This is a genomic window from Rhizobacter sp. P3_B12, from assembly GCF_056402895.1.
This window is the reverse complement of the sequence record NZ_JBFUGN010000094.1, coordinates 1-12003: the sequence shown is the minus strand read 5'-3', so window position 1 is coordinate 12003 and position 12003 is coordinate 1. Positions and strand designations below refer to the sequence as shown.

11 protein-coding genes are annotated in these 12003 nt (G+C 68.8%); all 11 read right to left on the bottom strand.

From position 1 onward, the window contains the following. Nucleotides 1-830, bottom strand: an 830-nt coding sequence (locus tag AC1D01_RS08045; protein WP_477865532.1) for an alpha/beta fold hydrolase, incomplete at its 3' end; no start/stop codon positions are given. Between the two features lie 8 nt (nt 831-838). After that, the gene (locus AC1D01_RS08040; RefSeq protein ID WP_477865531.1) at nt 839-3019 is read right to left on the bottom strand and encodes a 3-hydroxybutyrate oligomer hydrolase family protein; all 2181 of its coding nucleotides are present in this window, start codon (nt 3017-3019) and stop codon (nt 839-841) included. A gap of 2 nt (nt 3020-3021) precedes the next feature. Then, nucleotides 3022-4068, bottom strand: a complete 1047-nt coding sequence (locus AC1D01_RS08035) for a branched-chain amino acid ABC transporter permease (protein WP_477865534.1) — start codon at nt 4066-4068, stop codon at nt 3022-3024. Between the two features lie 8 nt (nt 4069-4076). Continuing rightward, nucleotides 4077-5072 (bottom strand): branched-chain amino acid ABC transporter permease, encoded by a 996-nt coding sequence (locus AC1D01_RS08030; RefSeq protein WP_477865530.1) that lies wholly within the window; start codon nt 5070-5072, stop codon nt 4077-4079. Continuing rightward, nucleotides 5069-5803, bottom strand: coding sequence for an ABC transporter ATP-binding protein (locus AC1D01_RS08025; RefSeq protein WP_477865529.1), 735 nt, complete (start codon nt 5801-5803; stop codon nt 5069-5071). The genes AC1D01_RS08030 and AC1D01_RS08025 overlap by 4 nt, the downstream gene beginning before the upstream one ends. Continuing rightward, nucleotides 5800-6543: an ABC transporter ATP-binding protein gene (locus AC1D01_RS08020; RefSeq protein ID WP_477865528.1), complete on the bottom strand. Its 744-nt coding sequence runs from the start codon at nt 6541-6543 to the stop codon at nt 5800-5802. Before AC1D01_RS08020 ends, AC1D01_RS08025 begins: the two co-directional genes overlap by 4 nt. A gap of 8 nt (nt 6544-6551) precedes the next feature. Continuing rightward, a complete protein-coding gene (locus AC1D01_RS08015) occupies nt 6552-8000 on the bottom strand; it encodes an extracellular catalytic domain type 2 short-chain-length polyhydroxyalkanoate depolymerase (protein WP_477865527.1) in 1449 nt (482 codons plus the stop codon). Nucleotides 8001-8030: 30 nt separating this feature from the next. Further along, nucleotides 8031-9212, bottom strand: a complete 1182-nt coding sequence (locus tag AC1D01_RS08010; RefSeq protein WP_477865533.1) for a substrate-binding domain-containing protein — start codon at nt 9210-9212, stop codon at nt 8031-8033. Nucleotides 9213-9445: 233 nt separating this feature from the next. Continuing rightward, nucleotides 9446-10360, bottom strand: a complete 915-nt coding sequence (locus AC1D01_RS08005; protein WP_477865526.1) for a lytic transglycosylase domain-containing protein — start codon at nt 10358-10360, stop codon at nt 9446-9448. An 87-nt stretch (nt 10361-10447) separates the two neighbouring features. Further along, the gene (locus AC1D01_RS08000) at nt 10448-11119 is read right to left on the bottom strand and encodes a DUF6515 family protein (RefSeq protein WP_477865525.1); all 672 of its coding nucleotides are present in this window, start codon (nt 11117-11119) and stop codon (nt 10448-10450) included. Nucleotides 11120-11237: 118 nt separating this feature from the next. Then, nucleotides 11238-11423 (bottom strand): hypothetical protein, encoded by a 186-nt coding sequence (locus AC1D01_RS07995; RefSeq protein ID WP_477865524.1) that lies wholly within the window; start codon nt 11421-11423, stop codon nt 11238-11240. Nucleotides 11424-12003: the final 580 nt, after the last annotated feature.

Here is a 12003-nt window from a genome sequence, read left to right as displayed (position 1 = left end):
ATCAGGAACCGCTCCACCACCGTCAACTGCTCCGGCACGTTCAACGCCGGCGCATGCCCGCAGCCCGGCACCGTCACCACCTGCGCGCGCGGGCCGCGCTGTCGCATCTGCTCGGCCACCTCGGGCAGCAGCAGGTCGGAGTGCTCGCCGCGCAGGCACAGCACCGGCAGCGTCAGCGTGTCCCACGCGTCCCACAGCCGGTAGTCGTCGTCGTGGTGGGTGAACTGCATCACCATCGCCGGGTCGTAGTGCGGCGTCACGCGGCCGTCGGGCAGGCGGCGCGTCGAGCTCTCGGTCAGGCGCCGCCACTGGCCGTCGCTCAGCCAGCCGTACGGTTGGTAGATCCTGCGGAAGTACTGCTCCAGCTCGCTCACCGTCTCGAAGGCGGCCGGCCGCCCCGCATAACCGCGGATGCGCGCGAGCGCCGGCTCGGCCAGCTCCGGGCCGTTGTCGTTCAGCACCAGCTTGCGGATGCGGCCGCGCAACGGCCCGGCCGCGGCCAGCGTGCCGATCGCGCCGCCCATTGACGTGCCCACCCAATGAAAGTCGTGCAACCCGAGCTGGTCGACCAGCGACACCGCCTGCTGCACGTAGAACGCCAGGCAGTACTCGCGCTCCGGATCGCGGCTCCACTCGCTCAGGCCGCGGCCGAGCGTGTCCGGGCAGATCACCCGGAACCGCTGCGACAGGTGCGCCGCCACCTCGTCCATGTCGCGGCAGGTGCGCGCGAGGCCGTGCCAGGCGATCACCGTCTCGGCACGGCCGGCGCCCCACTCGGTGTAGTGGAGCTCGCGGCCTTCGCAGGCCAGGTAGTGCGACGTGAAGGCCACCGTCTTCCCTAGTTCGGAACGGCAATCGACGTGCCGCTGAAACCGATCTGGTCCGCCATCAGCGGCGCGGCGCTGATCGCCGGCACGTTGCCCGCGGTGATCGCCGGTGCCGCACCCGGCACGCCGCCGCGCGGCGTCGCCCGCACCACCTGGCTGGGCGGCAGCGCGGTGCCGGTCTTCAGGTGCGCGTACATCGCGTCCATCGCCCGGTTGAAGTACACGTGCAGCGGCACGAAGCGCGTGTCGAAGCCGGCGAACGACAGGAAGCCGTCGAAGTGTTGCGCGTTCGTCACCTCGATGTAGCCCAGCTTGCCGGCCGCCTCCACCGTCTTGTTGAACGCGACATAGGCCCGCGCGTTGTTGTTGACCGGCACCAGCGCATCGCTGCGGCCCGCCACCACCAGCGCCGGCTTCGCGCGCAGGTTGCCGTTGACGACCACCTCGGCCATGCCGGCCTGCACCGCCGCCGCCTGCGCCGCGGTCGGGCGCGTCGACGACGCGGTGGCCGTCAGCGCCGCGCCGGTCTCGTCGACGCCGGTCACCAGCGCGCGCTGRCACAGCGCGTTGTCGAGGCCGAAGTCCTGCACGCCGGTCGACACCGAGGTTGCGGCCGACCACAGCTTCGCGCCGCCGACGGAGTCGTTGTAGACCACCGAGGCCGGCGACCCGTTGGCGGTGCCGTTGCCGGTCGCGAAGCTCGGCGCCTTGCTTGCCGCGAGGGCTGCGATCGGGTTGCCGCCGGCGTCCACCTGCGCGAAGCTCGCGTTGCACAGGTTGTCGGTCACCGAGAAGCGGCCGTACATCATCGGGTACATCGCCGACAGGATCGGCCCGTTGCCCAGCGCGTAGTGCGCGTTGTGCATCTGGTCGTTGTCGGCCGTCCAGCCGTAGGCGCGCAGCTTGTCCAATGCATCGGCCGATTGGGCCGCGGTGTCCGCGCCGGTCACCAGGCCCTTGGCTGCCAGGCCCGCGCAGCGCGCCRCGGCCTTGCCGGTCTGCGCGGTCGCCACCAGGTAGTTGAAGGTCGAGGTCTCGGCCATCGCCGCGCCTGCCGCCAGCGCGGCGCAGGGTTGGTAGACGTTGCCGTAGGTCGTGAAGTCGCCCAGCTTCTTGCCGTAGCCCGTGACCGCCGCACCGGCGAACTGCACGCCGTAGCCCGCGGTCGTCGGCAGCTCGGTCACCGGCTCGCCGGCGACCACGCCATCGATCAGGCCCGTGGTGTCGGCCTCGGCCGCACGCAGCACCGCCGCGCCGCCGTTCGACACCGAGCCGGCGATCACGATCGTGTTGGCCGCGGTGAACGGCAGCGGCGCGGCCGCATTGCCGAAGCGGTCGTTCAACGCATACAGCGCATAGGCGGCGGCCACCAGCGTGTCGCTGCCCCAGTCCTTCTCGGCGTTCTGCTGCGAGTGCGCCTGCTTCAGCGACAGCCGGTTCGGGAACAGCGCGTTGTACGTCGCACGAGCAGCGTCCGTCACCGCGGCGGCGAACGAGGCGGCCGCGCCGGCCGCAGCGCGCGTCGCGCGCGTGCCGTCGATGCGGGTCACCGTGTCGTCCGTCATGTCGTACAGCCCCATGCCCTTGCCTGCATCGGTCAGCGCGACCGCGCAGCCGTGCTTCAGGCCCCACTCGGCCGAGGTGGCGATCGCACCATACACACCGCGCGAACCGGACGACGGGCCGAGCACGAGGCAGGGCGCGCTCTGGTTGAAGGTGTCGGGGATCTGCACCGCGATCGCGACCCGCTTGGTGCCGGCTGCGTTGTCCAGCACCGCGACGTACTCGCGGCCCGGGATCAGCCCTTCGCCGGTCGTCGCCTGGCCGCTCACGTCGACGTTCGGGCCGTACAGCGTTCCGTAGCCGCCGCCGGCGCTGATGTCGACCAGGCCGCGGTAGTTGCTGAAGAGGGCGTTGCGGCGCAGCTCGGCGGCGGTCGGGTTCAGCGGATCGGCGTAGGTGGGTGCCGCGCCGCCGAGCCCGGACTTGCCGAGGCCGCCGGTCAGCAGGTCCTGCGTCGCGGCGGTGCTGCCGGCGCCGGTGCTGGTGGCGGGGTAGTCCGTCATCGACTGCTGCGTGACGTTGGCAGGCAGCGTGTTGACGGGCGGTGGCGTGTCGTCGTCGCTGCCGCAGCCGGCGAGGGCGACCGCAGACAGTCCGAGGGCGGCGAGCGTGATCCGGTGCAGGTTCATGGTTATGTCTCCTTCTGGGTGGGATGGTCGTGCCGGCGTGTCCGCATCGCGCGCAGCCGGCCCACGATCCCGTTCGGGAAGTGGTAGACCGACAGCACGAAGAGAACCCCGAGCCACAACAGCCAGCGCTCGGGCGAGATCAGCGTGGAAAGCAGCGGCACGCCGCCGACCAGCGGCGCCGCGAGCGCCATCAGGTTCTGCAGGTAGCTCTGCGCCAGCACGAACAGCAGGCTGCCGACGACCGCGCCGTACACGCTGCCCATGCCGCCGATCACGACGATCAGCAGCACGTCGAGCATGATCTCGAAGCTCAGCGAGGTGTCCGGACCGTTGTAGCGCAGCCAGAGCGCGAGCAGGCAGCCGGCGAGCGTCGCGAACAGCGCCGACAGCACGTTCGACAGCGTGCGGTACACCACCGTGCGGTAGCCGATGGCCTCGGCGCGGAAGTCGTTCTCGCGGATCGCCTGCAGCACGCGGCCGAACGGCGAATTGACGATGCGCAGCATCGCGAGCACCAGCGCGGTGGCGCAGGCGAACAGCAGGTAGTAGGCGGCGCGCCGGTCGCTCAACGCTTCGGGCAGCCGGAAGCTCAGCCCGTCTTCGCCGCCGGTCCACTCCGACAGCTGCGAGGCGAGCGTCAGGAAGGCCGAGGCCACCGCCAGCGTGATCATCGCGAAGAAGATCGCCTTCACGCGCAGGCTGAACAGGCCGATCACGAGCGACAGCACCAGCGACACCGCGAGCGCCGCCGCCACGCCCACCCCGAGCGCGCCCCAGCCCGGCCCGAGCCGCGTGCTGGCGATCGCGATGCCGTAGGCGCCGATGCCGAAGAACATCGTGTGCGCGAAGCTGACGATGCCGGTGTAGCCGAGCAGCAGGTCGAAGCTCGCGACCAGCACGATGAAGACCATCACCTTGGCCGCCACGTTCATCGCCTGCGTGCCGGGGAACACGAAGGGCGTCAGCGCCAGGCCCAGCACGATGGCGGCCAGCAGCAGCGCGAGCACGCGGCTGCGCGGCAGGTCGTGCGACAGCAGGCGATCCAGCAGGCGCGCGCTCATCGCGAACTCACCGGGTACAGCCCGCGCGGGCGCCACAGCAGCACCGCGACCATCAGGCCGATGTTCGAGAACAGCGCGACCTTCGGCCACAGGAAGCCGGTGTAGTTGGCCAGCAGCCCGACCAGCAGCGCGCCGACGAAGCAGCCAAGCGTCGAGCCCAGCCCGCCGATGATGATCACGATGAAGATCAGCACGTTCAGCTGCGCGCCGATCTGCGGTACCACGCCCTGCTGGTACAGCGCCCACAGCGAGCCGCCGAGCCCGGCCAGCGCCGAGCCRGCGACGAACACGCCGACGAACAGCGTGCGCACCGGGTAGCCGAGGCTCTCGACCATCTCGCGGTCCTGCACGCCGGCGCGCACCAGCAGGCCGAGCTTGGTGCGGTTCAGCGTGTAGAGCATCGCGGCCAGCACGACGGCGCCAAGCCCGGTGGCGAGCAGCCGGAATTTCTCGACCGACGCATCGCCGAGCGCCAGCACGCCGCGCAGCGCCTGCGGCAGCGACAGCGGGATCAGCGCCGGGCCCCAGATCGCCTTGATCAGCTCCTCGCCGATGATCATGCCGCCCATCGTGATCAGGATCTGCTTCAGGTGCTGGCCGTAGACCGGGCGCACCAGCACGCGCTCGAAGGCCCAGCCGAGCGCGGCGGCGAGCGCCATCGCGGCCAGCATCGCCGGGAACAGCGCGGCCAGGTTGAGCCACAGGCTGTCGGCGCCGGTCCAGTCGGCCAGGCCGCCGAGCACGCTGGTCGCGATGAAGGCGCCGAACGCGATGAACACGCCGTGGCCGAAGTTCAGCACGTCCATCAGGCCGAACACCAGCGTCAGGCCCGACGCGACGATGAAGACGATCATCCCCATCGCGAGGCCGGCGACGGTCAGCGTGAGCCAGCTCGACGACGAGCCGATCAGCGGCCAGGCCGCGAGCGCGAGCAGCGGCACCAGCGCGATCGGCACGAAGTCGAACGACGAGCGGGGCAGCGTGGTGCTCATGGGTGCACTCCCAGCGACAGGCCGAGCAGACGCTGCTGCAACGCGTCGTCGTCGGCGAGCTCGGCCATTGCGCCGYGGTGCACGATGCGGCCGCCGTCCATCACCGCGACACGGTCGCCGAGCGCGCGCGCCATCGCGAAGTTCTGCTCGACCAGCAGGATCGTCGTGCCCGTTGCCTTCATCTCGCGCAGCGCCGCGACCAGGTTCAGCACGATGGCCGGCGCGAGGCCCTTGCTCGGCTCGTCGATCAGCAGCAGCCGGCGCGGCTCGATCATCGCGCGCGCGATCGCGAGCATCTGCTTCTGCCCGCCCGACAGCGCGCCGGCCGGGTGCAGCCAGAACGTGCGCAGCGCCGGGAACAGGCCGCACAGCCAGTCGAGGCGCTGCGTGTCGATGTCGGCCAGCGAGCGGGCGCCGCGCGCGGCCAGCAGCAGGTTCTCGCGCACCGTCAGGTCGCCGAAGATGCCCATGTTCTCGGGCACGTAGGCGATGCCGCGCTGCGCGATGCGCGGCGTGCCGAGGCGCGTGATGTCGTCGCCGTCGAACGCGACGCGGCCGGCGGACGCCATCCACAGGCCCATGACCGTGCGCAGCGTGGTGGTCTTGCCGGCGCCGTTGCGGCCGAGCAGCATCGTCACCTGCCCGGTCGGCACGTCGAGATCGACGCCCTGCAGCAGGTGGTAGGCGCCGACGTGCGTGTGCACGCCTTCCAGCGTCAGGGCTGCGCTCATGCCGCCAGCCCCAGGTAGGCCTGCTGCACGATTGGCGACGCGATCACGAGCCCGGGCTCGCCGTCGGCGACGAGCTGCCCGTTGTGCAGCACGACGATGCGGTCGGCCAGTTCGCGCACCACGTCCATCTTGTGCTCGACCAGCAGGATCGTGCAGTCGGTGCGCGCCTTCAGCTGGCGGATCAGGTCCAGCACCACCGGCACCTCGTCGACGCTCATGCCGGCGGTCGGCTCGTCGAACATGAAGACGCTCGGCTCCAGCGCCATCAGCATCGCCACCTCCAGCTTGCGCTGGTCGCCATGCGGCAGGCTGCCAGCCGGTTGATCGGCCCGGGCTTCGAGGCGCACCTGCTCGAGCAGCTGCTGCGTGCGCTCGAGCACGCCGCGGTGGTCGCGCCACACCGACCACAGGTTCAGGCCGAGCCGTGCGCGCGATTGCACGACGAGCCGCACGTTCTCGCGCACCGGCAGGCCGGGGAACAACTGCGTCAGCTGGAAGGCCCGGCCGATGCCGCGCCGCGTGCGCGCGGCCGGGCCTTCGGCGGTGATGTCGGTGCCGTGCAGCAGCACGCGGCCGGCACTGGCGCGCAGCTGGCCGGAGATCAGGTTGAACCAGGTCGTCTTGCCGGCGCCGTTCGGCCCGACGATCGCGGTCAGCGTGCCGGGTTCGAAGCTGCAGCTGACGCGATCGACCGCGACGTGGCCGCCGAAGCGGATGGTGAGGTCCTGGGTCTCGAGCATCGCAGCGGTCAGGGGCAGGTGCCGATCACGTAGTAGTTCGTGCCGGTCATCTTCAGCGTCGTCGTGACGAAGAGATTCCACAGCCCCATGTTCTGGTTCGAGCCGTTGGCCAGCGCATAGCCGCCCTGCACGTGCGCGCGGTTGGCCGCGACGTGCGCGTAGTTGCTCGCGGTGGTGCAGGTGGCGGCCGGCGGTGCGCCGGTGGTGGTGCCGGTGGCCGCGCTGGACGACGGCCCTTCAATGCCGCTGCCGTCGACCGCCTTCACCGTCCATGAATAGGTGGTGCCGGCGGCGAGACCGGTGTCGGTGTAGCTCGTCGCGGTGACGAGGCTCGCGTTGACCTGGTTGCCGCCGCGGTACACGTTGTAGCCGCTCGCACCGCTGACGCTGCCCCAGCCGATCACCATGCTGCTCGCCGTGGCGCCCGAGGTGCCGACGCCGGTGGGTGCCGGCAGCCCGGACGGCGCCGAGCCGCTGCCCAGCGTCGTCATCATCGCGCGCACCGCGGCCATCTGCGGGCCGGATTTCTTCGCGTAGTTCGCGTTGTCATACCCCCACCAGTCCCAGCAGCTGTTGGTGGCCTGCGTGCTGGTCTGCGGGTAGAGCACCACGATGCCGTTGGTGTCGGCCCAGCGGTTGTAGCCGGTGTTGCGCACGTACTGCTGGCCGACCAGCGCGGTGTTCTGCTGGCAGCCGTGGAACACCACGTGCAGCTTGCACACGGCACCGGCGCTGCAGCTCTGCGGCACGTAGACCCAGCCGGTGGTGGCCATGCCGTGGCCGGTGATGAAGGCGGTCTGGTCGAACTCGGTGAAGGTGCCCGACAGCGTGCCGTTGTTGCGCGGGTTCAGCGTGCCGTGCAGCTGCTTCAGGATCTCGCCGGCGAGGTCGAAATCGCAGTCGTTGATGTAGGGCGACGCGGTCGTGGCGCAGCTGCTGCCGTAGTCGTCGGTGATCATCGCGTGGCCGGACGCGATGGTGTTCTTGTAGAAGAGGTTGGCCGCCGGCACGAAGCTCTGGTAGTACGTCTTCAGGTCGTTCATCACCGCGGGCTTGACGGTGTTGTCCGAGGTACCGGAGTAGAGGTAGACCTTCGAGTTGGCGAGGTTGGCCACCGGGTCGATCAGGCCGTTCGTGGCCCAGCTGTTGGTGGTGCTGACGAGGCTGCTGACCGGGATGGTGCTCGCGTGCGTCATGCAGCGGCCGGTCGCGTTGACGATCGATCCCTCGGCGCAGTAGTACGGCCCGCCGGCGACGATGCCGGCACCGCGCTTGAAGGTGGCCGAGTAGGCGACGTGCATCTGCACCGCCATGAAGCCGCCGGACGACAGGCCGGACACGCTGACCTCGGCGGGGTCGATCTGCAACTGCGGCAGCGGGGTGGCCTGGCAGGCCGCGGCACAGACGAAGGCGAGCGAGGCCGCAGCCCCGATCCTGGCGAACCGGTTCTTCAACATGGCGTCTCCTGGTTGTGGGGTGGACGTTGCTCAGCGCTTGTTGCGGATCGGCACGTCCATCTCGTCGGGCTTGATCTCGCGCACCAGCTCCGGCACGCCCCAGGCGAACGCCGGGTCGGCCTTGATGCGGAAGTGGTACATGCTCTGCATCGCCTGGTGATCCTCCTTGCGGAACACCATGCGGCCCTTGGGCGTCTCGAAGGCCATGCCTTCCATTGCGGCGATCAGCTTGTCGGCGGCCGTCGCGCCCTGCGTCTTCTTCAGCGCCTCGACGACCGCGATCGCCGCGCTCATGCCGCCGGCGGTGAAGAAATCCGGCGGTGCCTTGAACTGCTTGTAGTGGTTGGCCACCAGCCATTCATTGACCGGGTTCTTCGGGATGCCGAAGTAGTAGTACGTGGCGCCTTCCATGCCGGGGAAGTTCTTGTACGCGGCCATCGCCGGCAGGATGTTGCCGCCGGTCGCGATCTCGATGCCGTGGCGCTTCAGGTCGAGGTCAGCGATCTTGAACGGGTTGCCGGCCCCGGCCCAAAGGATCCAGATGATCTTGCGGCCGGGCTGGTCCTTCAGCTTGTCGATCAAGCGCTGCGCGCCGGCGGTGAAGTCGGTGGTGCTGGTCGGCAGGTACTCGCCGTCGATCAGCCTGGCCTTCTTGATCGACTCCTTGAAGGCCTTCACGCCGTCGCGGCCGAACGCGTAGTCCTGTGCGAGCGTGGTGATCGTGACGCCGGGCTTGTCGAGCGCGACCGCATTGGCGATCGCATCCTGCGAGCTGTTGCGGCCGGTGCGGAAGATGTAGCGGTTCCACTTGTCGCCGGTGATCGAATCGGCCACCGCGGGTTCGACCAGCAGCACCTTCTTGTACTCCTCGGCAACCGGCAGCAGCGCCAGCGCGACGCCCGACGACGACGGGCCGACCGCGATGTCGGCCTTGTCGTCGCCATAGGCCGCCGCGAGCTGGCTCTTGCCGACGTCGGGCTTGCCCTGGTCGTCGCGCTCGATCACCGTGAGCTTGCGGCCGGCCACCGTCATCGTGCCGCCGGTCGCGTAGTCGAGCCCCATCATGAAACCGGTCTGCGTCTGCTTGCCGTAGGCCTCGAGCGGGCCGGTCTTGCTGTAGACGTGGGCGATGCGGATGTCCTGGGTCTGCGCCTGCGCGCCGGTGGCGGCGATCAAGAGGCCGGCCAGGGCAAGGCAGGCCAGCAGCGCCATCGGGCGCTGTCGGGTCGCGGTCATGCTGTCTCCTGTTTTATTGGAATGGTGAAGCGCGTGCACCTGTACAGCGCAAGCGACGTGCCACATCGGGGCCATCGTGCGCCGCGGCGTTCAAGCCCTTGAGCGGCAAGGACTTTGTGCCGGCGTCTTCGGGTTGTCCCGCAGGCCGCGCCAGGCGGGCGTGAACGGAACGCGGACAGTGCGCACTGTCCGGACAGCAGGCAGAGTGGCTAGAACTTGCGCATGACCGCGAGTTGCGGGGAGGCCTCGGTGACCGTGGTGTCGAACGGGTGCGTCAGCATGCGCGACGACTTCAGGATGCGGCTCACGTAGCCCAGCGTCTCGGCATACGGCGGCACGCCGCGGTAGCGGTTCACCGCGCCTTCGCCGGCGTTGTAGGCCGCCGCCACCAGCGTCACGTCGCCACGGTAGTAGGCGAGCAGCCAGCGGATGTAAGCGAGCCCGCCGCGGATGTTCTGCGCCGGGTCGAACGGCCGCTTCACGTTGAAGCGGGCGGCGGTCTCGGGGATCAGCTGCATCAGGCCCTGCGCGTTCTTCGGCGACAGCGCGACCACGTCGAAGTTCGACTCGACCTGGATGAACGCGAGCGCGAGCTGCGGGTCGACGCGGTACTCCGGCGCGATGGTCTTCACCAAGTCGACGATGTACTTCGGGCCGTTGCTGCGCAGTTCGGCGGTAGGCGCGGCGGCCGCGGGCGTGGCCTGCACCGCGGCGGCCACCACCGGCGCGGGCGGGCGCATGCAGTCGGGAATGTCGATGCCGGGCTGGCCGACGCGTTCGAGCATGCGCACCGCCTGAGGCAGGCCCTGCTCGGCAGCGGCGTGGAAGAAGAACGACGCGGTGGCGTCGTTGCGGTCGATGCCGCGGCCGTTCGCGTACATCCACGCGAGGTTGTATTGCGATTCGGCATCGCCCTGGCGGGCGGCCTGGCAGTAGAGCTGCGCGGCGCGTGCCGGATCGCGCGGCACGCCTTCGCCGTTTTCGTAGGCGACGGCTTCGTCACGCGTCAGGCGGACCAGCAGGTCATCTGACGTGGATGCGTCCGGCTGCACCTGCACCTGCGCCTGCGCCTGCGCCGTGGCGGCGAGGCAACAGAGCAGCAGCAGGAGGGTGGACAGGCGCATCGGTCGAGCGAGAGGGAGTGGAGCCGAAACTTAACGGCCCCGCTCCCTGCCCACAACCGCCCAGCCAAGGGGGTGGAGCCCCCAATATCAGCGCACGGTGTAGCCGCGGCCATCCATGCAGGCCGCCACCGCGCGCTGGAAGACGGAGGCATCCGCCATTGCCGCCGGCTGCGTGGTCGCCCAGCGGTTGCATTCCTGGCGGTCCGCCTCGGTCTGCGCCGGGCTCTGTCCGGTGCGCGGGTAGAGGATCGGGTCCGGCTCGGGCTTGGGGGGCGGCGGGAGCGGTGTGGGCTGCGCGGCATCGGCGCCCGGCGGCGGTTCGACCACGGCGTAGCCACCCGGCGCGGTCGCGTAGTAGGCACCGTTGGCGTAGTAGTACGGCGCGCCGCCGATGTAGAGCGTGGTGTAGGCCGGCGGCAGCWGCGGCACGACGATGCCGAACGGCGGCGCGACGACGATGTAGCGCGGGCCCTGCGGGCGGAACCAGACGCCGCCTTGGTAGAAGTAGTTGCCCCCGTGGAACCCGATGCTGATGCTGCCGCCCGGCAACGCCGCGGCGACATACCCGCGCGACGGGTAGTAGTGGTCGTGGTGGTAGCGGTTGTCGAACTGCCAGTGCGGCGAGCGGTAGCCCGGGGCCGGCCCCGGGCGGCCGGGACCGCCGTGGCCGTGGCGCTCCTGGGCGGAAGCCACGCTGGCAAAGGCCGCCAACGCGATGGCGGCGACGGTGAAGGCGAGACGCTGGATGGTGATGCTCATCGAAATCTCCTGGACAGCTTCATCTTTGGATGCCGGCGTGTCGCTTGGATTTCAGGCGTGCAAAGAAACGTGTGGAGCGCCTATGCATGCGCTCGAAGCCTATGGAATCAACCGTCCGTCACTCTTGCTTCCGAGAAGACTCGTCGTCGACTGAAGTGATAAGTCCATTGACGAGCACAGCAGCGACAAGGATGGCCGCAAGCATCCAGAAATTCAGCCCGGTGATCCACGCAGCGGCGCCAGCTATCGCCGAGCACACAGCGAGCATCGTCACGAAAATCTTTGGCTTGAACTGCAGCTTCATTTCGAACACTCGCATTGCGCCACGCCCAGACCACCGGCTGCACCCACTCCGCCACCGTAAGCATTCGTGCCGAGATTTGTCTTACCGGCAGACGCGCGCAGTTGAGCATCGGTTTTGCCAGCCGTTCGTATCACGCATGCCGCACGATCAAGAGCACTACAAGAATCACAAGCKCTGCGATGAGAACGAAGATGATCCAGGGCGGCGGCTTCGCACCCTTCTTCGTGAAACCAGTCCCGAATGACGGCATAGAAACTCCCTATTTTGTACAACTACACGCATCTGCCGGCCAAGCGAGCCCCGTCTCCCCCATGTCGGCAGAGTTAGCCACTATGAATTTTTAATTCCAAACCGAAGCTCGCGCAGCCACGAAATTAATGGCCCATTCAACGGTCCATAGAATTAAAATCGGGAGGGATTAACATTATTGACACTCTGCAGAGTCAATTTGAGGGGCGATGCCGCACTTGCCTCGCAGAATGAGTTGCCCTTTCTTTGAGCGCATAGACAGAATTCCATATACAGGCGAGTATGCAAAATCAACCGAAGATTTCTTCCATGTTTGCCGGATCACCCAGTA